This is a genomic window from Sphingopyxis indica, assembly GCF_900188185.1.
Taxonomy (GTDB): domain Bacteria; phylum Pseudomonadota; class Alphaproteobacteria; order Sphingomonadales; family Sphingomonadaceae; genus Sphingopyxis; species Sphingopyxis indica.
This window is the reverse complement of sequence record NZ_FZPA01000001.1, coordinates 447,633-474,327: the sequence shown is the minus strand read 5'-3', so window position 1 is coordinate 474,327 and position 26,695 is coordinate 447,633. Positions and strand designations below refer to the sequence as shown.

20 protein-coding genes are annotated in these 26,695 nt (G+C 67.6%); 10 read left to right on the top strand and 10 right to left on the bottom strand.

All coding sequences use genetic code 11. The features are described from left to right. Nucleotides 1–107: 107 nt before the first annotated feature. The 6 genes from otsB (at nucleotide 108) to CHB69_RS02110 (ending at nucleotide 6,179) form a co-directional block, all read left to right on the top strand. Nucleotides 108–839 (top strand): trehalose-phosphatase, encoded by a 732-nt coding sequence (gene otsB / locus CHB69_RS02135; protein WP_089214310.1) that lies wholly within the window; start codon nucleotides 108–110, stop codon nucleotides 837–839. Then, nucleotides 824–2,617: a glycoside hydrolase family 15 protein gene (locus CHB69_RS02130; RefSeq protein ID WP_089214309.1), complete on the top strand. Its 1,794-nt coding sequence runs from the start codon at nucleotides 824–826 to the stop codon at nucleotides 2,615–2,617. Before otsB ends, CHB69_RS02130 begins: the two co-directional genes overlap by 16 nt. Next, nucleotides 2,614–4,008: an alpha,alpha-trehalose-phosphate synthase (UDP-forming) gene (locus tag CHB69_RS02125; RefSeq protein WP_089214754.1), complete on the top strand. Its 1,395-nt coding sequence runs from the start codon at nucleotides 2,614–2,616 to the stop codon at nucleotides 4,006–4,008. The genes CHB69_RS02130 and CHB69_RS02125 overlap by 4 nt, the downstream gene beginning before the upstream one ends. Nucleotides 4,009–4,049: 41 nt before the next feature. Further along, nucleotides 4,050–5,219: a CaiB/BaiF CoA transferase family protein gene (locus CHB69_RS02120; RefSeq protein ID WP_089214308.1), complete on the top strand. Its 1,170-nt coding sequence runs from the start codon at nucleotides 4,050–4,052 to the stop codon at nucleotides 5,217–5,219. 82 nt (nucleotides 5,220–5,301) lie between these two features. Beyond that, nucleotides 5,302–5,730 carry an MAPEG family protein gene (locus CHB69_RS02115; protein ID WP_089214307.1) on the top strand — a complete coding sequence of 143 codons (429 nt, stop codon included), beginning with the start codon at nucleotides 5,302–5,304 and terminating at the stop codon, nucleotides 5,728–5,730. Between the two features lie 11 nt (nucleotides 5,731–5,741). Continuing rightward, nucleotides 5,742–6,179 (top strand): MAPEG family protein, encoded by a 438-nt coding sequence (locus CHB69_RS02110; protein WP_089214306.1) that lies wholly within the window; start codon nucleotides 5,742–5,744, stop codon nucleotides 6,177–6,179. Here CHB69_RS02110 and CHB69_RS02105 read toward each other — a convergent pair whose 3' ends face one another. The 8 genes from CHB69_RS02105 to CHB69_RS02070 form a co-directional block, all read right to left on the bottom strand. Continuing rightward, nucleotides 6,180–7,379, bottom strand: coding sequence for a class I SAM-dependent RNA methyltransferase (locus tag CHB69_RS02105; RefSeq protein WP_089214305.1), 1,200 nt, complete (start codon nucleotides 7,377–7,379; stop codon nucleotides 6,180–6,182). It abuts the gene before it with no gap. A 1-nt stretch (nucleotide 7,380) separates the two neighbouring features. Beyond that, a complete protein-coding gene (locus CHB69_RS02100; RefSeq protein ID WP_089214304.1) occupies nucleotides 7,381–8,727 on the bottom strand; it encodes an NAD(P)H-hydrate epimerase in 1,347 nt (448 codons plus the stop codon). Nucleotides 8,728–8,763: 36 nt separating this feature from the next. After that, nucleotides 8,764–9,138: a hypothetical protein gene (locus CHB69_RS02095; RefSeq protein ID WP_245836448.1), complete on the bottom strand. Its 375-nt coding sequence runs from the start codon at nucleotides 9,136–9,138 to the stop codon at nucleotides 8,764–8,766. Beyond that, the gene (ilvD, locus tag CHB69_RS02090) at nucleotides 9,135–10,997 is read right to left on the bottom strand and encodes a dihydroxy-acid dehydratase (protein WP_089214303.1); all 1,863 of its coding nucleotides are present in this window, start codon (nucleotides 10,995–10,997) and stop codon (nucleotides 9,135–9,137) included. Before ilvD ends, CHB69_RS02095 begins: the two co-directional genes overlap by 4 nt. 327 nt (nucleotides 10,998–11,324) lie before the next feature. After that, nucleotides 11,325–12,056 (bottom strand): N-formylglutamate amidohydrolase, encoded by a 732-nt coding sequence (locus CHB69_RS02085; RefSeq protein WP_245836447.1) that lies wholly within the window; start codon nucleotides 12,054–12,056, stop codon nucleotides 11,325–11,327. Beyond that, on the bottom strand, nucleotides 12,053–12,901 hold the full coding sequence (locus CHB69_RS02080; protein ID WP_089214752.1) for a 4-(cytidine 5'-diphospho)-2-C-methyl-D-erythritol kinase: 849 nt from the start codon (nucleotides 12,899–12,901) through the stop codon (nucleotides 12,053–12,055). The genes CHB69_RS02085 and CHB69_RS02080 overlap by 4 nt, the downstream gene beginning before the upstream one ends. 4 nt (nucleotides 12,902–12,905) lie before the next feature. Further along, nucleotides 12,906–14,516, bottom strand: a complete 1,611-nt coding sequence (locus CHB69_RS02075; protein ID WP_245836445.1) for a tetratricopeptide repeat protein — start codon at nucleotides 14,514–14,516, stop codon at nucleotides 12,906–12,908. A gap of 52 nt (nucleotides 14,517–14,568) precedes the next feature. Continuing rightward, the gene (locus CHB69_RS02070; RefSeq protein WP_089214301.1) at nucleotides 14,569–16,224 is read right to left on the bottom strand and encodes an electron transfer flavoprotein-ubiquinone oxidoreductase; all 1,656 of its coding nucleotides are present in this window, start codon (nucleotides 16,222–16,224) and stop codon (nucleotides 14,569–14,571) included. A gap of 118 nt (nucleotides 16,225–16,342) precedes the next feature. Between CHB69_RS02070 and CHB69_RS02065 the strand changes: the two genes are divergently transcribed. From CHB69_RS02065 to CHB69_RS02050, 4 genes are all read left to right on the top strand, one after another. Continuing rightward, on the top strand, nucleotides 16,343–17,128 hold the full coding sequence (locus tag CHB69_RS02065; RefSeq protein ID WP_089214300.1) for a uracil-DNA glycosylase family protein: 786 nt from the start codon (nucleotides 16,343–16,345) through the stop codon (nucleotides 17,126–17,128). 3 nt (nucleotides 17,129–17,131) lie between these two features. Next, the gene (locus CHB69_RS02060; protein WP_089214299.1) at nucleotides 17,132–18,904 is read left to right on the top strand and encodes a lytic transglycosylase domain-containing protein; all 1,773 of its coding nucleotides are present in this window, start codon (nucleotides 17,132–17,134) and stop codon (nucleotides 18,902–18,904) included. Beyond that, the gene (gene moaB, locus CHB69_RS02055) at nucleotides 18,894–19,418 is read left to right on the top strand and encodes a molybdenum cofactor biosynthesis protein B (protein WP_089214298.1); all 525 of its coding nucleotides are present in this window, start codon (nucleotides 18,894–18,896) and stop codon (nucleotides 19,416–19,418) included. Before CHB69_RS02060 ends, moaB begins: the two co-directional genes overlap by 11 nt. 154 nt (nucleotides 19,419–19,572) lie before the next feature. Then, nucleotides 19,573–20,661 carry a PA0069 family radical SAM protein gene (locus CHB69_RS02050; protein ID WP_425442391.1) on the top strand — a complete coding sequence of 363 codons (1,089 nt, stop codon included), beginning with the start codon at nucleotides 19,573–19,575 and terminating at the stop codon, nucleotides 20,659–20,661. Nucleotides 20,662–20,901: 240 nt separating this feature from the next. On the opposite strand, the gene CHB69_RS02045 is transcribed toward CHB69_RS02050, so the two are convergent. Both CHB69_RS02045 and dnaE read right to left on the bottom strand, forming a co-directional pair. Continuing rightward, nucleotides 20,902–22,506, bottom strand: coding sequence for a long-chain fatty acid--CoA ligase (locus tag CHB69_RS02045; RefSeq protein ID WP_089214750.1), 1,605 nt, complete (start codon nucleotides 22,504–22,506; stop codon nucleotides 20,902–20,904). Nucleotides 22,507–23,113: 607 nt separating this feature from the next. Further along, entirely contained in the window at nucleotides 23,114–26,605 is a 3,492-nt protein-coding gene (dnaE, locus tag CHB69_RS02040) for a DNA polymerase III subunit alpha (protein WP_089214296.1), read from the bottom strand. Nucleotides 26,606–26,695: the final 90 nt, after the last annotated feature.

Below are 26,695 nucleotides of genomic sequence, written 5' to 3'. Positions count from 1 at the left end.
TTTGGTCGAATGACAGCTAACCAACCCAAAACCGTCGCCTGCGCACAATCGCCACCGCACAGGCGAACGCTTGACCCATCGGGTCGCCGCCCCTAGCCTTTGCCGCAATGCACAAAATTATCGACCTCCCGACACCGCCGCCGCTCGCCGAGCTCGCGGCGGGGCGCGCGGTCGCGCTGTTTCTCGATTTCGACGGAACGCTCGTCGAGATCGCCGACACCCCTGAGGGCATCCACGTCCCCGACGGCCTTCCCGCCCGGCTCGATGCGCTGCACCGCATGCTCGATGGCCGCATAGCGATCGTCAGCGGCCGGGCGATCGCCGACATCCAGTCGCACCTCGGCGCGCTCGACGTGCTGATGGTCGGCTCGCACGGTGCCGAGATCGGCAAAGCCGCCGAGCCCGAGACAATCCTCTCCGATGCGAGCCGCGCCGCGATCGCCGCGCTCGCCGCCGAGTGGCCGCGATTGCTCGTCGAGGCCAAGCCGCATGGCATCGCAGTCCACTACCGGCAGGAACCCGACGCCGCCCCGGCGGTATTACAGCTCATGGACGACATGGCAGCACGCGAAGGGCTTGCCGCGCGCCGCGGCAAGATGGTGGTCGAACTTGGCCCGAAAAGCGCGAACAAGGGGGCAGCTGTGACCAGCCTGATGGCTGCGCCGCCGTTCGCGGGCGCGCTTCCCTTGTTTATCGGCGATGATGTGACTGACGAGGACGGCTTTGCCGCGGTCGACGCGGCGGGCGGAAGCGGCATCCTCGTCGGTGCGCCGCGCCCAACCGCCGCGCGCTATCGTCTCCCCGACCCGGAAGCGGTTCACCAATGGCTGATCCCGTAAGCTCGCTCGCTCTCTGGCCGATCGGCAACTGCCAGGTCAGCGCGCTGGTCGATGGCGAAGCCGGTTTCGTCTGGGGCTGCGTTCCGCGCGTCGATGGCGACCCGGTCTTCTGCGCGCTGCTCGGCGGCGACCGGCAACAGGAAGGCGCCTGGCGCTTTCGCCTTGCCGGGCAGATCAAGGCGACCGCTGCCTATCGCCGCAACACGCCGATCCTCGTCACGCGGCTCGAGGCCGAGGATGGCAGCGCGGTCGACATCGTCGATTTCTGCCCGCGCTTCGAACGGTCGGGCCGCATGTTCCGCCCCGTCGCCTTTGCACGCATCGTCCGGCCCGTCGCCGGCAGTCCGCGGCTCGAGATGGAGCTGGTGCCGATGCGCGACTATGGCGCCGAGGTCGCGCCGACGACGCGCGGGACCAACCATATCCGCTATCTGATCGGCAATCAGCCGCTGCGGCTGACCACCGATGCGCCGGTCGGCTATGTGATGGAAGGCCACGCCTTTCGCGTCGAGCAGGACCTGCATTTCTTCCTCGGCCCCGACGAACCCTTCACCGGCAACGTCGAACAGGTGCTGCGCGGGATGGAGGAGGCCACCGACCTTTACTGGCGAAGCTGGTCGCGCGGCCTCGCGACGCCGATGGACTGGCAGGACGCGGTGATCCGCGCCGCGATTACGCTCAAGCTCTGCCAGCACGAGGAAACCGGCGCGATCGTCGCCGCGCTCACCACCTCGATCCCCGAAGCGCCCGACAGCGGCCGCAACTGGGACTATCGCTTCTGCTGGATCCGCGACGCCTATTACACCGTGCAGGCGCTCAACCGCCTCGGTGCGCTCGACGTGCTCGAGAAGTATCTCGCCTATCTGCGCAACATCGTCGACCGTGCGGCGGGCGGGCAGATCCAGCCGCTCTATTCGGTGATGGGCGTCACCGAACTCGACGAGAGCGTCGCCGAAAGCCTCGCCGGCTATCGCGGCATGGGTCCGGTGCGCAAGGGCAATGCCGCCTGGACGCAGGTGCAGCACGACGCCTATGGCCAGATCGTGCTGCCGACGGTGCAGGGCTTTTTCGACCAGCGCCTTTTCCGCATGGCCGACGAGCGCGATTTCGAAAGCCTCGAAAGCGTCGGCGAGGTCGCGTGGAAAATGCACGACCAGCCCGATGCCGGCCTGTGGGAGTTCCGCACCCGCCAGCTCGTCCACACCTATTCGGCGGTGATGAGCTGGGCGGCGTGCGACCGGCTCGGCAATGTCGCCGCGCGCATCGGGCGCCGCGACCGGGTGAAGGTCTGGAACGATCGCGCCGCGAAGATCCGCGCGACGATCGAGCGCGAGGCGTGGAGCGAGGAACAGGGCCATTATGGCGCCGCCTTCGGCCATCCGCACCTCGACGCGAGCCTGCTCCAGATGGTCGAGCTGCGCTTCATCCGCGCCGGCGATCCGCGCTTCCAATCGACCTTTGCGGCGATCGAAAAGGCGCTGCGGCGCGGCGAGCATATGCTGCGCTATGACAGCGAGGATGATTTCGGCCAGCCCGAAACGGCGTTCAACATCTGCACCTTCTGGCTGATCGAGGCGCTGCACCTGTGCGGCCGCTCCGACGAGGCGCGCGCGCTGTTCGAAACGATGCTCGCGCACCGGACGCCGTCGGGCCTGCTGTCCGAGGATCTCGATTTCGACAATGGCGAGCTGTGGGGGAATTTCCCGCAGACCTATTCGCTGGTCGGCATCATCAATTGCGCGGGACTCCTGTCGCGCAGCTGGGACACGGTGCGATGAGCCGCCTGATCGTCGTCTCGAACCGGGTTTCGGTCACCAAAGGACGCGGCGCGGCGGGCGCGCAGGGCGGGCTTGCGGTCGCGATGAACGGCGCGCTGCGCAAGCATGGCGGCATCTGGTTCGGCTGGTCGGGGAATGAGGTCGCGCGCTTCACCGGCCAGCTCACCATGCAGCGCGCCGACGGCTTCACCACCGCGACGATCGACCTCGAACCGCACGACGTCGACGAATATTACAATGGCTATGCGAACCGGACGCTGTGGCCGCTCTTTCACTACCGCATCGACCTCGCCGAATATGAAACCGAGTTCGGACGCGGCTATGAGCGGGTCAACGAGCAATTCGCGAACAGCCTCGTCCCGCTCGTCGAGGAAGAGGATCTCGTCTGGGTGCAGGACTATCATTTCCTGCCGCTCGGCGAACGGCTGCGCGCGCATGGGCTGAAGAACCGCCTCGGCCTGTTCCTGCACATTCCCTGGCCGCCGACGCGCCTGCTCGTCTCGCTGCCCTATCACGAGCGCCTAGTCCGCGCGATGCTCCACTATGACGTGATCGGCTTTCAGTCGACCGAGTGGCTCGAAAGCTTCCTCCATTATTGCCGCAAGGAACTGCAAGCCGACGTCGACGAAGACAGCGGCACCGTGCAGCTCGACGGGCATGTCGCCGTTGCTCGCGCCTTTCCGATCGGCATCGACTACAAGGAATTCATGGCGTTCCGCGGCACGCAGACTGCGCAGCGCGCCTATGAACGCCTCGCCGGAAGCGCGCGCAACCGGTCGGTCGTGATCGGCGTCGATCGCCTCGACTACAGCAAGGGGCTGCCCGAGCGGATCGACGCGATGGAACGGCTGTTCACCACGCACGACGATATGGTGAACCAGCTGCTCTATGTGCAGATCGCACCCCCTTCGCGCGAGGATGTGCGGTCCTATCAGGAGATCCGCGCGACGCTGGAGCAGAAGACCGGGCAGTTCAACGGCGCCCATTCGGACGTCGATCTCGTCCCGATCCGTTACGTCAACCGCGGCTTCGGCCGGGCCGAACTGTTCGGCTTCTATCGCGCAGCGCGGATCGGGCTGGTGACGCCGATGCGCGACGGGATGAACCTCGTCGCCAAGGAATATGTCGCGGCGCAGGACCCCGAGGACCCGGGCGTCCTGATCCTGTCGCGCTTTGCCGGCGCCGCCGAGCAGATGAGCGACGCGCTGCTCGTCAATTCGCACAGCGCCGAGGACGTCGCGCGCGCGCTGTGGACCGCGCTTCACATGCCGGTCGAAGAGCGGCGCGCGCGCTGGGAAAAGCTCAACGCCGTCGTGCGCGACCACGACGTCATCGGCTGGGCCGAGGATTTCATCGCCCTGCTCGCCGCCCCGCCGTTTCACCACATGTGATTTTAGGTTGCATGATGCGACCCATTCGGTGAAACCGGCGCATGGCCATGCTTTCCGGTATCCGCATCGTCGACCTCACCACCGTCATTTTCGGCCCCTATGCGACCCAGATGCTCGCCGACCTCGGCGCCGAGGTAATCAAGGTCGAAACGCCGGGGCTCGGCGACGTCTCGCGCTATCTGGGAAGCGGCGTCCCCGACCCGACGATGGGGTCGATCCATCTGACCGTGAACCGCGGCAAGCGTTCGATCGCGCTCGACCTCAAGCAAAAAGAGGATGCCGCGGTGCTGCGCGAGCTGATCGCGACCGCCGACGTCTTTTTCCACAATATCCGCGGCAAGGCGATCGCGCGGCTCGGCTTCGACTATGAAAGCTGCAAGGCGCTGAAAAACGACATCATCTATGTCCACGGCACCGGTTTCGGGCAGGACGGCCCCTACGCCGACCTTCAGGCCTATGACGATGTGATCCAGGCGGCGACCGCGACGACCAGCCTGCTGCCGCGCGTCGACGGCGACCCTCGGCCGCGCTATTTCCCGTCGCTGATCGCCGACAAGATCGCGGGCCAGTTCGGCGCGCAGGCGATCCTCGCGGCGCTCGTCCACAAGCTGCGCACCGGCGAGGGGCAACAGGTCGAAGTGCCGATGTTCGAATGCTTCACCTCGTTCATGCTCACCGAGCATCTGCGCGACGCGACGCTCGCCCCGCCGCTCGGCCCGGCGGGCTATCCGCGCCAGCTCGACCCGGCGCGCCAGCCCTTCCCCACCGCCGACGGCTATGTGGCGATCGTGCCCTATACGCCCGAATCGACCTTGCGCCTGATGACCCTGCTCGGCAGCGCGGAGCTGCTCGAAACGCCGGACTATGAAGCGGCGAAGGCCAAGGGCGAGCATATGCCGCTCATCTATTCGGAGATTGCGCGCAAGACGCCAGCGAAAACCACGGCCGAATGGCTGGCGCTGTTCGCCGCCAACGACATACCCGCAATGGCGGCGCGCGATCTCGACGCGATCAAGGACGACCCGCATCTGGTCGCGACGGGCTATTTCCGCCGCCGCGACCATCCCGATGTCGGCGCCTTCGACGAGATGCAGCCGCCGGTCAGATATGGCGCCGCGCCGCCCCGCGACCTCGGCTTTGCGCCGCGGATCGACGGCGACGGCGAGGCGATCCGCGCCGAACTCGAAGCGGGGAGAAGGAAGCGGGCTTAGCCATTGCAAAGTCGCGGCGCGCGGCTAGCATCGGCTCCAGGCGGCCTCGCTACGACAATGCCGCGACGAAAAGGGGGAAGCTATGTCCGATAATATTCTCGCGCCCGGTGCAGTGCTCGCGCTCTGGACGCTGATCATGCTCGGCTGGATGGCGGCGACGCGGTTTCCGGCGATGGCCAAAGCCGGGATCGACATCAAGGCACGGCCCGGCGGCCGCGGCATCGACCTCGAAACCTTGCTGCCGCCCGAGGTCAACTGGAAGTCGCACAATTATACCCACCTGCTCGAGCAGCCGACGCTTTTCTATGCGGTGATCGTCTTCCTGCACCTGTCGGGCGGCGACGTCGGCTACACGCGCTGGATCGCCTGGGCCTATGTCGCGCTGCGCATCGTCCACAGTCTTTGGCAGGCGACGGTGAACCGCATCCCGGTGCGCTTCGCGATCTTCGCGCTCTACAGCTTGTGCCTGTTCGCGCTTTCGGTGCTCGCGGTCATCGCGACACTCGGTTGAGGGAGGGGAAAATGACCGATACGAATGCGATTCTGGGGCCAGTCGCGACGCTCGCGCTCTGGTCGATGGTGATGTGGCTGTGGATGTATGCGACCCGCATTCCTGCAATGCAACGCGCCAAGCTCGACGCGGCAAAGATGGTCGGCGGGACCGGCAAGAGCCTCGACGATATATTGCCGGCGGAAGTGCAGTGGAAGGCGCACAACTATAATCATCTGATGGAGCAGCCGACGGTTTTCTACGCCGTCGCGATCGCGCTCGCGGTCGGCGGCATGGGCGGCGGGCTCAACGCGCAGATCGCCTGGGCCTATGTCGGTCTGCGCATCGTCCACAGCCTGATCCAGGCGACGGTGAACCGCGTGATGTGGCGCTTTCTGGTGTTCGCGCTCGCCAGCCTCGCGCTGATCGCGCTCTGCCTGCACGCCTTCATGGGTTTCGTGCTCCACTGATCAGCGGCTGAAACGTGCGGCTAGTTCCACATGGGTCGACCAGCGGAACTGGCCTACCGGCTGTACCCAGTCGAGCGCATAGCCGCCCGCGACGAGCGCCTTGGCATCGCGCGCGAAACTTGCCGGGTTGCAGCTGACATAGGCGATGCAGGGCACCGCCGAGGCGGCGAGCTGCTTCACCTGCTCCTCGGCCCCCGCGCGCGGCGGGTCGAGGATCACCGCGCCGAAGCGGTCGAGTTCGGCGGGGATCAGCGGCCGGCGGAACAGGTCGCGATGCTCGGTCGCGACGAGCGCACGCGCGCGGTTGGCGGCGCTGGTGAGCGCGAGAACCGCATCGCGTGCGCCCTCCGCCGCATAGACTTTGCGCCCTGCCTGCACCGACAAGGCAAAGGTGCCGACCCCAGCGAACAGGTCCGCGACCGCGCCGGTATCGCCGATTGCGCGCGCGACCGCCTCGACCAGCGCCGCCTGCCCCGCGGCGGTCGGTTGCAGAAAGGCGAAGGGCGGGACCTCCACGGCGATTCCGTCGAAGCGCACCGTCGGCGGCTCGGGCTGCCACACGGTTTCGAGCCCGTCGCCCTGGTCGATCGCGAGGCGGGCAAGCGCGTGCGCCCCTGCGAAGTCCTGCAGCGCCATCGCCGCGTCGAGCCCGTCGGCGCGCACGCCCTCGAGCAGGACCTCGGCGCCCTGGTCGAGCATCTGGAGCTTGACCTTCACCGGCCGCCGCTGCGGCGCGATGGTCGCGAGCAGCGCGCGGATCGGCGCGACGAGCGAAAACAGGTCGGGAAGCAGCAGCGCGCATTCGCGCATGTCGACGATCTGATTGCTCTGCGCGGCGTTGAAGCCGAGCGCGACCTGCTTGCCCGCCCGAATCGCGGTCAGCGCCGCGCGGCGCCGGCTTCGGGGCGGTGAAAGCAGCGCGGGCAGCACTTCACTCGCGACCACCTGCTGCGCCGCAAGCGCGCCAACGACGCGGTCGCGCACGAAATCGGCAAGCGCGGCTTCGGCGACATGCTGTAGCTGACAGCCGCCGCATTTGCCGAAATGGCGGCAGACCGGGGCCGCACGATTGGGGCCGGGCACCAGCGTGCCGTCGGCCGCGAGCCGGTCGCCGGGCACCCCGCCCGCGACATGGCGCCCGTCGGCGGTCACGCCGTCACCGCGCGCGGCGATACGCTCGATCAGCGCGGCGTCGTTCATGTCAGTCCCTTATCAGATCGTCGGCCACCAGGCCGGGGCCGATAGCCTGCGCGCGCACAATATGCCAGCCCACCGCCGCAACCGCGGCGTCGAAGGGATCGCGACCGTGTGCCAGCATCGCACCGCATGCGCCCGCCAGCACATCGCCCGTCCCCGCCGTCGCGAGCCATGGGCAGCCGGGCCACGCCGCCGCGACGCGGCCGTCGGGCGCCGCGACGATCGTGTCGGCGCCCTTGCAGATCACCACCGCGCCGCTTTGCTCGGCTGCCGCCCGCGCGCGTTCGATCTTGCTGCCGCCGAAATCGGGAAAGGCGCGCGCGAACTCGCCCTCGTGCGGGGTCAGTATCGCCGTCATGCCGCCCAGCTTCGGCAGCGCCGATGCGATCGCCGCCGCGTCGAGCACGAGCGGCTTGCCGCTTGCGAGCGCCGCCTTGACGTCACGATCGAGCGCCGCACCCGCGGGATAGCCGGGACCGACGACGACCGCGCCGAGCCGCGCATCGTCGAGCCGCCCGGCATAGCCCTCGCCGTCCTCGGCAATGACCGCCGAGAACGGCGCACGCGCCGCGCCGCTCAGCACGACATAGCCCGCTCCGGCACGCAGCGCCGCCGCGGCCGCAAGTCCCGCCGCCCCCGGCATCGGTCCCGCGCGGACGAGCACCATGCCGCGGCTGAACTTGTGCGTCGATGCGTCCGGGGCTTCGCCGACGAAGCGCGGCAATGTCGTCATTCCCCGATCGGCCGCGATCCCGATCCCGGCGAGCAAGGTGCGCCCGCAATAGGGTGCGGCCGGGAGCAGCACATGCGCGGGCTTGAGCGCGCCGAGCGCCAGCGTGATGTCGGCGGGCAGCGGCGGCGTCCAGTCCCGGCCGCCATCGGCATCGACCCCGCTCGGCACATCGACCGCGAGCACGCGCCGCCCCGCAAAGCGCCGCAGCCGCTCCGCCAGCTCGTCGCCGAGCGGGCGTGTCAGCCCGACGCCGAACAGCGCATCGGCGATCAGCGGCGCGGGCGCCATTTCGTCGGTCAGCGCCTCCACGCCGCCCGTCCATCGCGCGCGTGCAGCGCGCGCCAGATCGGTCTTCGGCTCGGCGAGCGCCGCGACCCGCACGCTCGCGCCGCGCTCGGCAAGCCGGCGCGCCGCGACATAGCCGTCGCCGCCATTATTGCCGGGACCGCAGAGGACCAGCACCGGCGCCCCCGCCGCCATCCGCCACGCGAGGTCGGCGGCCGCCGCGCCCGCGCGCTCCATCAGCTCGGCGAGCGAGGTGCCGCCCGCCGCGCACAGGGCCTCAGCGGCGCGCATCGCCTCGCTGGTCAGGATCGGGGCGTCGGCTGGGACGGACATAGCGCCTACCCTAGCACGGCAACGCCAAAAGTCGCGTCAGTTCGCGCCGCCGGTGTTCGCTGGCAGGCGATAGCGGTCCTTGCCGACCGCTACCTCGATCATTCCGTCGCCGATGACGGTCACCTTCGCGGGTTCGGACCCGTCCGCCGCGACCACGCCGCGCCCGTCGGTCGCGATTGCAAGGCGGCGATAACCGCTGTCGGCACGCCCGACGACGAGCACGGTCCCGTCGGCGCCGTTCATTTCGTCGAGGGTGCAGTTGCGAGCGAAATCGGGCGCGCCTTCGAGCGCGCAGTCGATACGCCCGCTCAATTCGGTTTCACCGGACTGGCCCGATTCGGCGTCGGAGGAAGCGTTGCAGCCCGAAAGCAGCAACAGCGGCATCAGCGCCCCGCCCCCCTTGACCGTCATCCCCGCGTGCCTTTCAGTTGCGACAGGTCGCGCACCGCGCCGCGCGCGGCGCTCGTCGTCATCGCGGCATAGGCCTGAAGTGCTACCGAAACCTTGCGCGCGCGCGGCTTGTCGGGGTGCCATGCGGCCTCGCCCTTCGCCTCCATCGCCGCGCGCCGCGCCGCAAGCTCGGCGTCGGAGACGATCAGGTCGATCGTGCGGGCCGGAATGTCGATCTTGATGAGGTCGCCGTCCTCGACCAGCCCGATCGCCCCGCCCTCGGCGGCTTCGGGCGAGACATGGCCGATCGACAGCCCCGACGTCCCGCCCGAAAAGCGCCCGTCGGTGATCAGCGCGCAGGCTGCCCCGAGCCCCTTCGACTTCAGATAGCTCGTCGGATAGAGCATTTCCTGCATCCCCGGCCCGCCCTTCGGCCCTTCGTAGCGGATCACGACGACGTCGCCCGCTGCGACCTGTCCGGTCAGGATTCCCGCGACCGCCGCGTCCTGGCTTTCGAACACCTTCGCCGGGCCGGTGAATTGCAGGATCGAATCGTCGACCCCCGCGGTCTTCACGATGCAGCCGTCGAGGGCGATATTGCCCGACAGCACCGCGAGCCCGCCATCCTTGCTGAACGCATGGTCGGCCGAACGGATCACCCCACCCTCCCGGTCGAGGTCGAGCGTGTCCCAGCGCCGCTCCTGGCTGAACGCGGTCTGCGTCGGCACGCCGCCGGGCGCCGCCATGAAGAATTTCTGGACCGCCGGATCGTTCGTCCGCCCGATATCCCATTTGTTCAGCGCATCGCCCAGCGTCGCGCTATGCACGGTCGGCAGGTGCGCGTGGATCAGCCCCGCGCGTTCGAGCTCGCCGAGAATCGCCATGATCCCGCCGGCGCGATGGACGTCCTCCATATGCACGTCGCTCTTTGCCGGCGCGATTTTCGAGAGACAGGGGACGCGGCGCGACAGCCGGTCTATGTCCGCCATGGTGAAATCGACACCCGCTTCATGGGCAGCAGCGAGTAGGTGGAGCACCGTGTTGGTCGATCCGCCCATCGCGATGTCGAGGCTCATCGCATTTTCGAACGCCTCGAAGCTCGCGATCGTGCGCGGCAGCACGCGATCGTCGCCTTCCTCATAATGGCGGCGGCACATCTCGACGATCATATTGCCCGCGCGCAGAAACAGCGCCTTGCGGTCGGCGTGCGTCGCGAGCGTCGAGCCGTTGCCCGGCAGCGACAGGCCCAGCGCTTCGGTCAGGCAGTTCATCGAATTGGCGGTGAACATGCCCGAGCAAGAGCCGCAGGTCGGGCAGGCCGAACGCTCGACCGCGGCGACCTCCTCGTCGCTATAATGTTCGTCGGCGGCGGCGACCATCGCATCGACCAGATCGAGCGCGACCTCCTTGCCCTTGAGCACGACCTTGCCCGCCTCCATCGGCCCGCCCGAGACGAACACGGCCGGAATGTTGATGCGCAGCGCTGCCATCAACATGCCGGGAGTGATCTTGTCGCAGTTGGAGATACAGATCATCGCGTCGGCGCAATGCGCATTGACCATATATTCGACGCTGTCCGCGATCAGGTCGCGGCTCGGCAGCGAATAGAGCATCCCGTCGTGGCCCATCGCGATGCCGTCGTCGACCGCGATCGTGTTGAATTCCTTGGCGACCCCGCCCGCCGCCTCGATCTCGCGCGCGACCATCTGGCCAAGGTCTTTCAAATGGACGTGGCCGGGGACGAACTGGGTGAAGCTGTTGACCACCGCGACGATCGGCTTGCCGAAATCCTCGTCCTTCATTCCCGTCGCGCGCCACAACCCGCGCGCGCCCGCCATATTGCGGCCATGGGTCGTGGTGCGTGAACGATAAGAAGGCATTTTGAGAGTTCCCGATAATAATATTACGGATATTGGGGGTCGCTCTACACGGCAAGGCGGGCAGTTTCAACGGCGCGCGCGCAATAATTGTTTCGCGCAGAGGCGCAGAGATCGCAGAGAAGAAGGATAAAATGATTTCACGCGGAGACGCGGAGAGAGGGCGCTTGCCGCGAAGCGGCCTTTCTCATCCTATGCCGCGCCGTGGCGCAACGTCGATATGGAATGGGGCTATCGGCCCGGCGCTTCCTCTCCGCGCCTCCGCGTCTCCGCGTGAACCTGTTATCCGTCTTCCTTCTCTGCGATCTCTGCGCCTCTGCGCGAATCTATTTATGTGATTTCTGCCCGAACCAGTTTTTCGCACATGCGCGCCAGCCACTCAGCAAAGCGTGTTTGGCCGGCCGCGTCGGCGACCAGATCCTGGCGCATCTCGATCCCGACATAGGGAATATCGTTCGCCTCGGCGTGGCGGTTCATCGTCGCGTTGAGCAGCTTGCCCGAATAGGGAAGCTGGTCGCCGACGGTCAGCCCTTCGGCTTCGAGCGCGGCGATCGCTGGCGCGGCGAGCCGCGCGTCGGCGTTGTAGAGCACGCCGACCTGCCACGGCCTCTCCTGCGCCGGATCGCTCGCAAGGTGCGGAGTGAAGCTGTGGAGCGAAAGGATCATTGCCGGCCGCGCCGCCGCGATCACCGCCGCGATATGGTCGTGATAGGGGCGGAAGAAGCGCGCGATCCGCGCCTCGCGGCCTGCATGATCGAGCGCATTGCCCGGGATCGCATGGCCGTCGCTGGCGATCGGGATCACGCCTGGCGCGTGCTCCTCGCGGTTGCAATCGACGACGAGACGCGAGACGCCGCCGAGGATTGCGGCATCGACCGCACCGCCCTCGACGAGCCGCGCCGCGACCTCGGCGACGCCGATGTCGATCGCGATATGCTCGCGCAGCAAGGCCGCGTCGATGCGGAGGTCGATGTCCGCGGGCACATGCGCCGAGGCATGGTCGCCGATCAGAAGAACGCCGCCGGCGCGCGGCGTCCCGAGGTCGCGCCACGCTTCGCTCACCGCAGCCGCCCGCTCATCTGCCACCATTCGGGGCGACGCTCGCGCAAGTGGAGCGCCGCGGCGTCGCGTTCGGCAGCGGCGTCGAACAAGGCGAAGCAGGTCGCGCCCGACCCCGACATGCGCGCGAGCCACGGACGCAGGCCACCGAGTTCGGTCAGCACATCGGCGATCACCGGACAGCCGGCGATCGCGGGGCGCTGCAGGTCGTTGCGCGCCGCGAAAAGCTGCGCGCGCAAATCGGCGCCGGTGAACAGCGGCCCGCGATCGACCCCGTCCCACGCTGCGAATACCGGCCCCGTCGCGACCGGCGCGCGCGGATTGACGAGCAGCACCGGCGTATCTTCGAGCGCCAGTTCGGGCACCGGGCTAAGGTCGGCTCCCGTCCCGACGCCGAGGCACGTCTCGCTCGCGACACAAGCGGCGATGTCGGCGCCGAGCGGGCTCACCACCCGCGCGAGCGTCGTATCGCCCAGCTCCGGCAGGAAATGCCGCCGCACCAGCCGCGCCATCGCCGCGGCGTCGGCCGACCCGCCGCCGATGCCCGCCGCGACGGGGAGCGCCTTGGTCAACCGGACGGCGAGCGGCGGCACGCGGGCGGTGCCATAGCGCTCGCGTAGCAATGCCAGCGTTCGCAACACCAGATTATCGGCCCCCGCGTTCAATCCTTCGGCAAATTCGCCGTCGATCGCCAGCCTGTCGGCATCGGCTACCTCGGCCACGATCGCGTCGCCCGCATCGACAAAGGCGAACAGCGTCTCGATGTCGTGATAGCCGTCGCTGCGCCGCCCGCGGACGTGCAGCGCGAGGTTGATCTTGGCCCAGCCGGTCTCTTCCACTGCCGTCACCCGCTCAGGGCGCGATGGTCGCGGGGCTCAGCCCGTCGCGCAGCTTCGTCTCGATCCGCGTCGCCATATCGGCGTCGGCGATGAGCGCCGCGGCGCGCCAGACATAGCGCGCCGAAAATTTCCGCCCGCTTTTCCAATAGGCATCGCCCAGATGCTCGACGATCACGGCATTTTCGGGATCACCGCGCTGCGCCCGTTCGAGCAGCGGGACCGCTTCGTCGACGCGTCCGGTCAGGAAATAGGCCCAGCCGAGCGAGTCGGTGATGCTGGGGTTCTGCGGCGCCTGTTTCCACGCCGCCTCGATCCGCGCGAGCGAGGCGTCGACGTTGCGGCGCCGCTCGAGCGCCGAATAGCCCGCGAAGTTGAGGATCGCCGGATCGTTCGGCCGCAACGCCACCGCCTTTTCGATCAGCGGTTCGGCCTTGTCCCAATCGTCGGCCTGTAGCGCAAGGTCGGCCTCGGCGATCAGGACCGTCGCGCGCAGGTCGCGGTCCCTGTCGTCGTCGCCGAGCGCCGCTTCGAGCCGCGCATAGGCCCGCGCCGCAGCGACGCGATCGTCCGACTGGCGCGCGAGATCGGCGAAGCGGATCAGCAGGCTGCGCGGCGCGTCGGCATCCGCGACCGCGCTTTCGGCGAGCCGCAGCGCCTCAGCCTCGTCGCCCGCATCGAGGAGGAGTTCGGCGCGGCGCATGAGAAGGGCCGGCGGCAACGACGCATCGCCGGGCAGCAGCGCGAGCGCATCGCCCGGCTGCTCGTTGCGTTCGAGCGCCTCGACCAGCGTCGCACGTACCTGCCAGTCGCTGTCGTTCAGCCACCAGGCGGCGCGCGCAAAGAGCAGCGGCACCGAAGGGCTGCCGTTCGGGGTGCGCGCAATGCCGTCGGCGAGCAGGCCAAGCCAGTGCGCGACACCGGCGCGCGGGGTCGATACCGGCTGGTCGGGGAGCAGCAGCAAGGGGTCCTCGCGTTCGCCCGCCGCGAGCGCGATGCGCGCGCGCAGCCGCCGTGCGGCCTCGCCTTCACCGATCTTGTCGAGCGACGCGGCGACGCGCAGCGCGACGAGCTGGCTCGACCGGTCGGTGAGCCCGATGGTATCGAGATGCCGCACCGCTTCGTCGGTCCGGCGCGCCGCGAGTTCGACCAGCACGGCTTCGAGCTGCAATGCCGGTTGGGGCCGTGCGGCGGGAAAGGCCGCGAGCAGCCAGCGTTCGGGCCGTTTTTCACGCGACCCCACGTCAATCCAAGCCGCGATCGCCGGGTCGATCAGCTTCGAAATGACATCGACCCCGGCCTTGTCCTGCCGCGCGGCGAGATAGCTGCGCACCGCCTTCCAGTCCGAGCGACGCAGCGCGTCGACGATCAGCACGAGCTGCGCGTCGAAGCGGCGGTTGCCGTCGTCCCAAAGCGTGGCGGCCGCGCTGCGCGCCGCGGCGAAATCGCCCGCCTCGATCGCCTGTTCGAGCATACGGCCGTGCAGCCCCGGCAGGCCGGGCGCGTGGCTCGACACGGCGGTCAGCGCCGACAGCGCGGCGGCGGGCTCGCCCGCCTCCTCGGCAAGCCGCGCGCGCACGAACGCGTCGAGCGCCGCCTCGACGTCGTCGGCGGCCCGTGCCGGCACCGCGGGCAACAGCGCGACGGCGAGCGTCAGGATCGCGGCGGCGCGGACGGTCCTACATGTTCGGATAATTGGGGCCTCCGCCGCCTTCGGGAGTGACCCAGTTGATATTCTGGGTCGGGTCCTTGATGTCGCAGGTCTTGCAATGGACGCAATTCTGCGCGTTGATGACGAACTTGGGCTCGCCCTCCTCCTCGCCGACGATCTCATACACCCCCGCCGGGCAATAGCGCTGCGCGGGCTCGTCATAGAGCGGCAGATTATATTCGACCGGGATCGACGGGTCCTTGAGCTGAAGGTGGCAGGGCTGGTCTTCCTCGTGATTGGTGTTCGAGAGGAACACCGACGAGAGACGATCGAAGGTCAGCACGCCATCGGGCTTGGGATAGTCGGGCTTCGGCATCATCTCGGCGCGATAGAGCGTGGTGTTGTCGGGATGATGCTTCATCGTGAACGGCATACGGATGCCCAGCGTCTCGGCCCACATCGTCATGCCCGACAGGATCGTGCCCGCCAGGTCGCCATATTTCTCGACGAGCGGCAGCACGTTGCGCACGACGCTCAGCTCTTTTTTGACCCAGCTCGCGTCATAGGCCGCCTGATAGGCGTCGAGCGTGTCGCCCGCGCGCCCCGCCGTCACCGCGGCATAGGCCGCCTCGGCCGCCATCATCCCCGATTTCATCGACGTGTGCGTGCCCTTGATGCGCGGCACGTTCAGGAAACCGGCGCTGTCGCCGATCAACGCGCCGCCCGGAAAGGCGAGCTTCGGCACCGACTGCCAGCCGCCGTCGCTGATCGCGCGCGCGCCATAGGAAACGCGCTTGCCGCCCTTCAATATCTTCGCGATTTCGGGATGCGTCTTCCACTTCTGCATCTCCTGAAAGGGGGAGATATGCGGGTTGCGATAGTTGAGCCAGGTCACGAAGCCGAGCGCCACCTGTCCGTTCGCCTGATGATAGAGGAAGCCGCCGCCATTGGCATTTTCGTCGAGCGGCCAGCCCTGCGTGTGGATCACGCGGCCCGGCGCATGGTTGGCGGGGTCGATGTCCCACAATTCCTTGACGCCGAGGCCGTAAACCTGCGGCTCGCAATCGGCGTCGAGCGCGAACTGCGGCTTCAGCTGCTTGGTCAGGTGGCCGCGCGCGCCTTCGCCGAAGAGGGTATATTTCGCATGGAGTTCGAGGCCGGGGGCATAGTCCGGCTTGTGGCTGCCGTCGCGCGCGACGCCCATATCGCCGGTCGCGACGCCCTTCACCGAGCCGTCGTCATTATAGAGGATTTCGGCGGCCGGGAATCCGGGGAAGATTTCAACCCCCAGCCCCTCGGCCTGCTCGGCGAGCCAGCGGCAGAGATTGCCGAGGCTGCCGGTATAGGTCCCCTTGTTGTGCATGAAGGGCGGCGAAATGAATTCGGGCAGGCCGAATTTCTTCTTTTTCGTCAGAATCCAGTGCTGATTGTCGTTCACCGGCACTTCGGCGAGCGGACAGCCGGACTCGCGCCACTCGGGCAGCAGCTCGTCGAGCGCCTTGGGGTCGATCACCGCCCCCGACAGGATGTGCGCGCCGACTTCGGACCCCTTTTCGAGGATGCACACCGACACGTCAGTGCCCGCTTCGTTCGCAAGCTGCTTGATGCGGATCGCCGCCGAAAGCCCCGCCGGACCCGCGCCGACGATGACCACGTCATAGGGCATCGATTCCCGTTCGCTCACCGATAATACCTTTCTGCCGTCCCCGCGCCGATCATTCACCGCAACCGGCGCTCATTCTGTCACGAATTGCGATGCCCGCCAATTGACGTATCCGTCAACTCCTGTCTCAAACAAATTGATGGGTGGGCAAAATACAGCCTTGCTGGCGCAAAGCTATTGCGACTGGTGGTCGCTTGCGGGCGTCGATGCGCTCGTCGGCGAGGCGCCGGCGGGGTGGCTGACGCCGCCCGCGGCGAACGATGCAGCGACGAAAGCACGGCCCGTGGCACCCGCCGAAGCCGAACCGCCGCCCCTTCCCGCAGCCCTGCAACGCCAGGCTCCCGCCGACGTTCCCGAAACCAAAGGCCCGGTCGAGATGCCGGCCGACTGGTCAGCGTTCCAAAGCTGGCTCGCCGAACATCCCGACGTTCCGGGCAGCCAATGGGACGCGCGCCGCGTGCTCCCCGTTGGCGATCCGGGCGCGCCGCTGATGCTGCTCACCGCATGGCCCGAAATCGACGACCAGCGCGACGGCGCTCTGTTCGCCGGGCCGGCGGGGCAGCTTCTCGACGCGATGCTGCACGCGATCGGCACGACGCGCGGCGAATGCTATCTCGCGAGCCTTGCCGTCACGCGGCCGCCGGGAGGACGCTGCGACGCGGCCGATGTCGAGGCGCTCGACCGCCTGCTCTGGCATCATCTGACGCTCGCGCGGCCCGGCCGCCTGCTGCTGATCGGCGGGGACATCGTGCGGATGGCGGCGGGCCTTGCCCTCCCCGATGCGCGCGGAAGGTTACTCGAAATTAACCATCAGGGCGGCAAGATGGCGGCGGTGGCGGTCGCGAGCCCCGCGATGCTGCTCGCCCGGCCGGCGCACAAGGCAGCCGCCTGGGATAGCCTGAAACTGTTCAACCGGGGACGTTGACCGATGTTGAAACCGACCATGGCCTTGACCGCCTCGCTTTTCCTTGCCGCTGCGGCCGTCGCGACGCCGGCGATGGCCGCCGACGCCGGCGCGCCCGGCATGGCATCCGCGGCACAGACCGTTCCCGACATCCTCTCATCGAAACAGAAGCAATATTATTCGCAGGTGCTCGCGGCGATCCGCGGCGAGCGCTGGGCCGAGGCACAGGCGCTCCTCGCGGGCGCCGATAACGACGGACCGCTCGACGATTTCCTGCGCGCCGAATATTGGCTCGCCGCGAACAGCCCGCGCGCCGAAGTTTCGGACCTGATGCCGATCCTCTCGCGTTCGCCCTGGCTACCGCAGGCGGCGCAGCTCGGCCGCCTTGCGACCCGCCGCGGCGCGACCGACTTGCCGTCGCTGCCGCCCGAAGTCTCGCTCAGCTGGTCGGGCAGCGCGCCGCGCCGGCTCGGCGCCGACACGGTCAGCGATCCCTTCGCTGCGGGGCTCGCCAGCAGCATTCCCGACCGGATCAAGAACGACGATCCCGCGGGCGCCGAGGCGCTGCTCAACAGGGTGATCGACAAGCTCAGCCCCGCGGCGCGCGCCGAATGGACGCAAAAAGTCGCCTGGTCCTATTATATCGAGAATGATGACGCCAACGCGCTGCGCCTCGCGCGCGACTGCACCGGCGGGCGCGGCCCCTGGGCGACGCAGGGCGCGTGGGTCGAGGGTCTCGCCTCGTGGCGGATGCGCGACTATCGCGGTGCCCTCACCGCCTTCGACCGCGTCGCACGCGAAGCCCCCGACAGCGAACTCCGCGCGGCGGGCTATTATTGGTCGGCGCGCGCCGCGATCGCGGCGGGGCAGCCCGAACTGGTCGAGCCGCGCCTGCGCGCCGCCGCGGCGAACCAGGAAACGCTTTATGGCCTGCTCGCGCTCGAAACGCTCGGCGAGGAGCCGAAAAGCCAGCGCGAGGATCTGCGTCCCGACCGCCGCGCCTGGCGCGCGCTGGAAAAGCAGCCGAACGTCCGCGCCGCGATGGCGCTCGCCGAAATCGGCGAGGATCGCTATGCCGGCGAAGCGCTGCGCCATCAGGCGAAGATCGGCGATCCGCGGCAGCACGAACAGCTGATCGGCATTTCGGAGGCGCTGAGCCTGCCCGAAACGCAGCTGTGGCTCGCGCACAACACGCCGCAGGGCCGCCGCCTCGCCGCCTCGACACGCTATCCGCAGCCGAACTGGCAGCCCGTCGGCGGCTGGAAAGTCGACCCGGCGCTCGTCTTCGCGCACACCCTGCAGGAATCGCGCTTCCAGCGCGCGGCGGTCAGCCCCGCCGGTGCCTATGGGCTGATGCAGGTGCGGCCAGGCACGGCCGGCGACATCGCGCGCTGGGACGGCGACAAGATCAAGGCCGCGCTCAGCGACCTCAAGACGCCCGAGGTCAACATGGATCTCGGCCAACGATACCTGCAATATCTGAGCCGCGAGTCGGCCACCGGCGGCCTGCTGCCCAAGGTCATCGCCGCCTATAACGCCGGCCCCGCGCCCGTCGCGCGCTGGGAGACCGAGGTTCACGACAATAACGATCCGCTGCTCTACATGGAGTCGATCCCCTATTGGGAAACGCGCGGCTATGTCGGCACCGTGCTGCGCAACTATTGGATGTACGAGGCGCAGCAGGGCAAGCCGTCGGACAGCCGCGCCGCGCTAGCGCAGGGGAAATGGCCGCGTTTTCCCGACGGCAAGGACCGCATCCGGCTGACCGCGGTGGGCGGCCTCGGCCATGCCGATTGACGAAAGCCGGACGTTCAAGCCGGTCCGCATAGCGCTTCTGACCATTTCCGACAGCCGCAGCGCGGCCGAGGACACGTCCGGCGACGCGCTCGAAGCGCTGCTGACCGGCGCCGGTCATATCCTCGCCGCGCGCGCGATCATCCGCGACGAGATCGACCTGATCGTCTCGCGCCTCCACAACTGGATCGACGACGCGCAAATCGACGCGGTCATCACCACCGGCGGCACCGGCCTCACCGGCCGCGACGTGACGCCCGAGGCGCTGCGCCGCCTCGACGGCAAGGATATTCCGGGCTTCGGCGAGTTGTTCCGCTGGCTCAGCTATCGGACGATCGGCACCTCGACGATCCAGTCGCGCGCCTGTGCCGTCGTTGCGCGCGGGACCTATATCTTCGCGCTGCCCGGCTCGACCGGCGCGGTGAAGGATGCATGGGAAGGCATTCTCGCGACCCAGCTCGACAGCCGGCACCGGCCATGCAATTTCGTCGAACTGATGCCGCGGTTGATGGAATAATCGCGCATACTCTGCTTCGTCACCCCGGACTGGATCCGGGGTCCATCGACGCCAGTAGAATGGATGCCGGATCAAGTCCGGCATGACGAGGGAACAAGAGCCGAATTCCGGATTTGTTCTTTATTTGTTCCCATCGTCGCGCTATCCTGCGCCGGTGGACCCCGCCAAGCCCCTGCCCCCGATCGCCGGCCGCGGCGCGCCGGCGAATCCGCGTCCGACGCGCACCGGCTCGCTCGACCGCGCCGCCGATGGCGACTGGCTCGACGCGGCCGAAGAGATAGACGGCGCGGCGCCGCCGCTGCGCACGACGGTGACGGTCGAGCATCCCAAAACGATCATCGCGCGCAACCAGTCGCCCGACATCGGCTTCGATCGTTCGATCAACCCATATCGCGGCTGCGAACATGGCTGCATCTATTGCTTCGCCCGGCCGACGCACGCCTTTCACGACCTGTCACCGGGGCTCGATTTCGAAAGCCGGCTGTTCGCCAAGCCCGATGCCGCGAAACTCTTGCGGCAGGAACTGGCGAAGCGCGGCTACAAACCCGCGCCGTTGGCGATCGGGACCAACACCGACGGCTATCAGCCGATCGAGCGCGAATGGCGCGTCACGCGCGGGATCGTCGAGGTGCTCGCCGAGACGCGACACCCGCTGCTCATCACGACCAAGTCCGACCGGCTGCTGCGCGACATCGACCTGCTCGCCGACATGGCGCGCGACAATCTGGTCGGCGTCGCGATCTCGGTCACGACGCTCGACCCGAAGGTCGCGCGCACGCTCGAGCCGCGCGCGCCGCATCCGCAGCGCCGCCTCGCCGCGATACGGAAGCTGATCGACGCGGGGGTGCCGACGCAGGTGAACATCTCCCCGATCATCCCCGCGATCACCGATCACGAGATAGAGGCGATCATGGCCGCCGCCGCCGGGGCCGGTGCAATCCGCGCGTCCTATATCCTGATGCGCCTGCCGTTCGAGGTCGCGCCGCTGTTCCGCGCCTGGCTCGACGCGCATTATCCCGACCGCGCCGCGAAGGTGATGCATATGGTGCAGGACATTCGCGGCGGGCGCGACAATGATCCGAACTTCTTCAGCCGCATGAAAGGCCACGGCATCTGGCCGCAGCTGATCCGCCAACGCGTCAAGCGCGCCGCGCGCGAACATGGCATGGACCGCAGCTTCCCGCCGCTGCGCTGCGACCTGTTCCGCCCGCCCGAACGCGATGGGCAGATAGAGCTGTTCTAAACACCGTCGCCCCCGCGAAGGCGGGGGCCGCTGGTATCGTGCTGAAACGATAGAGCGCGATCAACTTTGAGTGAAGCGCTTGCAATGGGCGCGTGTCCCCGCAAAGGCGGGGACCCATCTCCGGCCGGTTCAAGCTGGCACCAGCAGCAGATGGGCTCCCGCCTTCGCGGGAGCATACGCGTTTCAATGAAAGAGGATCATGCTCTAGCGGCCCCAGCTTTCGCTGGGGCGACGGGTGGTTCAAGCCTCCGCCAACGACTTCAGCCTGTAATCCTTGTAATCATCCCTGATCTGGCGCTTCAGAATCTTGCCCGTCGCGGTGTGCGGCAGTTCGTCGACGAAGACGATTTCGTCGGGCAGCCACCATTTCGCGACCTTGTCCTTCAGATAATCGAGGATGTCCGCCTCGCCGACATCGGCGCCGGGTTTCTTGACGATCAGCAGAATCGGCCGCTCGTCCCATTTGGGGTGATAGACCCCGACCGCTGCGGCTTCCTGAACCCCCGGCGCGCCGACCGCGGCATTTTCGAGTTCGATCGAGCTGATCCATTCGCCGCCGGACTTGATGACGTCCTTGGCGCGGTCGGTGATCTGCATGACGCCGTCGGGGTGGATCACCGACACGTCGCCGGTGTCGAACCAGTCGCCCTCATCGACCGCATCTTCACCGGCGCGGAAATAGCGGCGGATGATCCACGGCCCGCGGATCTGCAATCGCCCGCTCGTCCGGCCGTCGCGCGGCAGTTCGCTGCCCTCGTCATCGACGATGCGCAGCTCGACGCCGAAGGGCGGGCAGCCCTGGCGGCAGACCATGTCGACCTGTTCGTCGAAGCTCATATCGTCCCAGTTCCACGGGCGCTTGCCCATCGTCCCGATCGGGCTGGTTTCGGTCATGCCCCACGCATGGCCGACGTCGATGCCGGCCCGCATGAAGCGCTCAATCATCGCGCGCGGCGCCGCCGAGCCGCCGATGATCACGCGCCTGAGCTTGCCGTAACCGATCCCCGTCGCGTCCATATGCGCGAACATCGCGATCCACACCGTCGGGACGCCCGCACTGTGCGTCACCCCTTCATCGTGCATCAGGTCGCAGAGCACCTGCGCGTCGTTGGTCGCCGAAAAGACGAGCTTCGCCCCCACGGTCGCCGCGGCATAGGGCACGCCCCAGCTGTTCGCATGGAACATCGGCACGATCGGCAGCACGACGGCGCGGTTCGACAGGTCGAAGACGTCAGGCTGAATTTCGGTGATCGCGTGAATGACGTTCGAGCGATGCTCATAGAGCACGCCCTTCGGATTGCCGGTCGTCCCGCTGGTGTAGCAGAGACCGACCGGATCGTTCTCGTCGAGTTCGACCCATTCGAAGCGCCCGTCCTCGGCCTCGACCAGATCGCGGTAGGAGAGGTAGCCCTCGCGCGCCGGCGCGTCGAACAGCACGAAATGTTCGACGGTGGGGAGCTGGTCGCGCAGCCGCTCGACGATCGGCAGAAAGGCCGCGTCGAAGAAGAGCATCCGGTCCCCGGCATGGTTGATGATATAGACGAGCTGTTCGTCGAACAGGCGCGGGTTCACCGTGTGCAGCACCCCGCCCATCCCGGCTGTGCCGTACCAGCTGACGAGATGGTGGCCGTGGTTCATCGCGAGCGTCGCGATCCGGTCCCCCTTCTTCATCCCGAGCTTCGTGAGCGCGGCGGCGAAACGCCGCGCATCGGTGCCTACCTCACCCCAGGTCGATCGCGTCATGCTGCCATCGGCCCAGCGCGTCACGATCTCGCGCCCGGCATGTTCGCGCGCGGCGTGGTCGATCAGGCTGGTGACGAGCAGCGGCTGGCCCTGCATTCCCATATCGGCATCCTCTTTGTTGTTTGGCTTGTGGATAGGGTGGTCGGTGCCGCGGACGCAAGGGGCAAAGCTTTCTCCGTCGGGAACGAATTTCCCCCTTTGGCGAAGCATGCCGATTGAAACCCGGCTGGCAATGGCAGCTTCGGGGTGGATATCCGTCATGCCGTCTTTCGTCGTCGCGGCCGGGTTCCAAAGTTCAGGAAAGGTCAGCCCATTGCGTCCCCCGATCTGGACCGGGAGGATTGCCGAACGCATCGCGCGCGCCTCGCCGCGGCCGCACGCGCGAGCTGGACAGCAACCGCTTTTATCCACCGGATGAAAGAGCCGGGTGAAGGCTGGCACAGCCGGATAATGTAGGAAAGCGTTTTTTTCCGCGGCGAACAACCGGCTTGGGGTGGGAAGCGGACATTACAATCCTCCCCGCTCGCGGGGAGGTGGCAGCCCGCAGGGCTGACGGAGGGGGGTGGCGTCCTCGCGCAGGCGCTGCCTCAGGACGACAACCCCCTCCACCGCCTTCGGCGGTCCCCCTCCCCGCAAGCGGGGAGGATTTGTTATGCCCCCTCCCGCCCGAAGCCCGCCACCATGCCTCGGCTTTTGCAGGCGGTGCTGTTCAGCTTCGAACCCGGAAATCGCGCGGGGTATGGAGCGACAGCGACGGATCGATCAGCCCGGCGACCAGCCGCAGCCGGTCGACGACGTCGGGGCCAAGCGCGAAAGTGCGGCCGAGGTGGATGCGGATCGCTTCACCCGTGTCGGGATCGTCGGTGGTCAGGATCACCCGCCCGCGCGCATCGTCGCGCCGTTCGAGCAGCGCCGCCATTTCGGCGACCGCGCTTGCCTGTTCGACGCGGCACGTCAATTGCAGCGCGGCACTCGCCGCGATGTCGGCGAGCGACTGCGCGCCGCGCACCGTCACGCGCGGCGTCTCTTCGCCCTCGAGCAGATCGAGTTCGACCGACAGCAGCGCGCAGCCGCCCTCGGCCGCGAGCGCTTCCAATATCTTGCCCGCGCCTTCGTCGAAGCAGCTCGACTGGAACTGGCCGCTGCGGTCCGACAACGTGAGGTTGAGGAAGCGATTGCCGCGCTGCGACATGCGCGCGCGCGCGCTTTCGACCATCGCCGCCATCGTCATCGGGACGCGCGTGCCCGGCGTCATCTCGACATTTTCGCAGATGTCGCCATAGGTGCGTGCGCCGCGCGCCGCGAGGATGGCCTCATATTGCTCGACCGGGTGCGCGGAGAAATAAAAGCCGAATGCTTCCTTCTCACGGGTCATCCGATCGGCGAGCGTCCACGGTTCGGCCGCGGGAAGCTGGAGCACGGGTGCGAGGTCGACGTCGCCGCCGAACAATCCGCCCTGCCCGGTCGATCGCTCGTGCGCCGAACTGTTCGCGCAGGCGAGCAGCGCCTCGGCGCCGGCAAAGGCGCGCGGCCGGTCGGGCTCGATCGCGTCGAAGGCCCCCGCGGCGGCAAGTGCCTCGATCTGGCGGCGGTTGAGCAGTTTCGGGTCGATGCGGCTCGCGAAATCGTCGAGGCTCGCGAAATCGCCGCGCGCGCGCCGTTCGGCGACGAGTGCTTCCATCGCTTTCTCGCCGACGCCCTTGAGCGCGCCGAGCGCGTAGCGCACCGCGAGTCCTTCATCGGTCTGGCTCACCGCGAAATCGGCCTCGCTCTCGTTCACCGACGGCGGCGCGACCGCGATGTCGAGCCGCCGCATATCGTCGATGAAGATCGACAGCTTGTCGGTCTGGTGGCTGTCGAACGACATCGAGGCTGCGAAAAATTCATGCGGATGATGCGCCTTCAGCCACGCGGTCTGATAAGCGAGCAGCGCATAGGCCGCAGCATGGCTCTTGTTGAAGCCATAGCCCGCGAATTTGTCGATCAAGTCGAACAGCTCATTCGCTTTTTTCGCCTCGATTCCATTATGTTCGCCGCAACCCTTCACAAAGGTTTCGCGCTGCGCGTCCATCTCCGCCTGGATCTTCTTGCCCATCGCGCGACGGAGCAGGTCGGCGCCGCCGAGGCTGTAGCCCGCCAGGATCTGCGCCGCCTGCATCACCTGTTCCTGATAGACGAAAATGCCATAGGTTTCGGCGAGGATGCCTTCGAGCAGCGGGTGCGGATAGGCGATCGGCTCGCGCCCGTTCTTGCGCGCGCCGAACAGCGGAATATTGTCCATCGGCCCCGGGCGATAGAGCGCGACGAGCGCGATGATGTCGCCGAAATTGGTCGGCTTCACCGCCGACAGCGTGCGCCGCATCCCTTCGGATTCGAGCTGGAACACGCCGACCGTGTCGCCGCGCTGGAGCAGTTCGTATACGCCCGGGTCGTCCCACGCGAGCGTGTCGAGATCGACGTCGATCCCGCGCAGCGCGAGCAATCGCCGCGCTTCCTTGAGCACCGAAAGCGTCTTGAGGCCGAGGAAGTCGAATTTGACCAGCCCCGCGGTCTCGACGAACTTCATATCGAACTGCGTCACCGGCATGTCCGAGCGCGGGTCGCGATAGAGCGGGACGAGCTGGTCGAGCGGGCGGTCGCCGATCACCACGCCGGCCGCGTGGGTCGAACTGTGCCGCGGCAGGCCTTCCAATTGGCGCGCCATGTCGAACAGCCGGCGCACCCCGTCGTCCTGCTTATATTCGGTCATCAGCTCCGAAACGCCGTTCAGCGCGCGCTCGAGCGTCCAGGGATCGGTGGGATGATTGGGCACCAGCTTCGCGAGCCGGTCGACCTGGCCATAGCTCATCTGGAGCACGCGGCCGGTGTCCTTGAGCACCGCGCGCGCCTTCAGCTTTCCGAAGGTGATGATCTGCGCGACCGTATCGCGGCCGTATTTTTCCTGCACATAGCGGATTACCTCGCCGCGCCGCGTTTCGCAGAAGTCGATGTCGAAGTCGGGCATCGACACGCGCTCGGGGTTGAGGAAGCGCTCGAAAAGCAGGCCGAGCTTGAGCGGATCGAGGTCGGTGATCGTCAGCGCCCAGGCGACGACGCTGCCCGCGCCCGACCCGCGCCCCGGCCCCACCGGAATATCGTGCGCCTTCGCCCATTTGATGAAATCGGCGACGATCAGGAAATAGCCTGGAAAACCCATCTGGGTGATGACGTCGATCTCGAAATCGAGCCGTTCGACATAGGCCTGCCGCTCCTCGGCGGTCAGCCCCTCATAGAGCGCGAGCCGCGCCTCGAGCCCGGCGTGGGCGTCAGCCTTGAGCTGTGCTGCTTCGCCCTCGCGGTCGCCCGCGAGGCTCGGCAGGATCGGCTTGCGCTTCGGCGCCATGAAGGCGCAGCGCTGCGCGATCACCAGCGTGTTGCGGATCGCTTCGGGCAGGTCCGAAAAACCGTCTTCCATCGCCTCGGCGGGCTTCAGCCACGCCTCGGGATTCGAGGCGCGCCGGTCTTCGCTTTCGACATAGGCCGACTGCGCGATGCACAGCATCGCATCGTGCGCGGGGTGGAATTGCGGTTCGACGAAATTGGCGGGATTGGTCGCGACGAGCGGCAGCGCGCGCGCATAGGCCAGGTCGATCAGCGCCGCCTCGGCCGCCTTTTCGGTGGCGTCGCCGCGCCGCGAGAGTTCTATATAGAGCCGTCCGCCGAACAAGGCTTCGAGTTGCTCGACATAATCATCGGCCGCGGTCTTCTGCTCGTCGGCGAGCAGCCGCGCGAGCGCGCCCTCGCCGCCGCCGGTCAGGCAGATCAGCCCGTCGGTCCTGCCCGCAAGCGCCGACAGCGCGACATGCGGCTCCTGCTCGATCGGCCGGTCGAGGTGCGCTGCCGAGACGAGCGCGCAGAGATTATTATAGCCCGCCTCGTCCTGCGCATAGAGTGCGAGCCAGTCGATCAGCGGCGCGCCGTTGGCCAGCCGCTGCCCCGGCCGCGCGATGCTGAGGAAGGCGCCGACGATCGGCTGCACCCCGGCGGCCCTGCACGCCTCGCCAAAGGCCATGACGCCGTAGAGCCCGTTACGGTCGGCGACCGCGACCGCCGGAAACCCCCGCTCGCGCGCAGCCTTTGCAATGGCTTTGGGGTCGATCGCCCCTTCGAGCATCGTGTAGCTGGAAAAGACGCGAAGCGGAACGAAGGGGCAGTAGGCCATCGGGGGACGCTAGGCGGACGGGGCGATTCGGGGAAGGGGCAACTCTCGCCCCTTCTCTTCATACGACCGGTAAATATCTTAACTGGTTTT

Bases quoted from the DNA above. Each gene is read 5' to 3' on its own strand.
- otsB (WP_089214310.1), top strand. From the start codon at position 108: ATGCACAAAATTATCGACCTCCCGACACCGCCGCCGCTCGCCGAGCTC.
- CHB69_RS02130 (WP_089214309.1), top strand. From the start codon at position 824: ATGGCTGATCCCGTAAGCTCGCTCGCTCTCTGGCCGATCGGCAACTGC.
- CHB69_RS02125 (WP_089214754.1), top strand. From the start codon at position 2,614: ATGAGCCGCCTGATCGTCGTCTCGAACCGGGTTTCGGTCACCAAAGGA.
- CHB69_RS02120 (WP_089214308.1), top strand. From the start codon at position 4,050: ATGGCCATGCTTTCCGGTATCCGCATCGTCGACCTCACCACCGTCATT.
- CHB69_RS02115 (WP_089214307.1), top strand. From the start codon at position 5,302: ATGTCCGATAATATTCTCGCGCCCGGTGCAGTGCTCGCGCTCTGGACG.
- CHB69_RS02110 (WP_089214306.1), top strand. From the start codon at position 5,742: ATGACCGATACGAATGCGATTCTGGGGCCAGTCGCGACGCTCGCGCTC.
- CHB69_RS02105 (WP_089214305.1), bottom strand. From the start codon at position 7,379: ATGAACGACGCCGCGCTGATCGAGCGTATCGCCGCGCGCGGTGACGGC.
- CHB69_RS02100 (WP_089214304.1), bottom strand. From the start codon at position 8,727: ATGTCCGTCCCAGCCGACGCCCCGATCCTGACCAGCGAGGCGATGCGC.
- CHB69_RS02095 (WP_245836448.1), bottom strand. From the start codon at position 9,138: ATGACGGTCAAGGGGGGCGGGGCGCTGATGCCGCTGTTGCTGCTTTCG.
- ilvD (WP_089214303.1), bottom strand. From the start codon at position 10,997: ATGCCTTCTTATCGTTCACGCACCACGACCCATGGCCGCAATATGGCG.
- CHB69_RS02065 (WP_089214300.1), top strand. From the start codon at position 16,343: ATGGGTGGGCAAAATACAGCCTTGCTGGCGCAAAGCTATTGCGACTGG.
- CHB69_RS02060 (WP_089214299.1), top strand. From the start codon at position 17,132: ATGTTGAAACCGACCATGGCCTTGACCGCCTCGCTTTTCCTTGCCGCT.
- moaB (WP_089214298.1), top strand. From the start codon at position 18,894: ATGCCGATTGACGAAAGCCGGACGTTCAAGCCGGTCCGCATAGCGCTT.
- CHB69_RS02045 (WP_089214750.1), bottom strand. From the start codon at position 22,506: ATGGGAATGCAGGGCCAGCCGCTGCTCGTCACCAGCCTGATCGACCAC.
- dnaE (WP_089214296.1), bottom strand. From the start codon at position 26,605: ATGGCCTACTGCCCCTTCGTTCCGCTTCGCGTCTTTTCCAGCTACACG.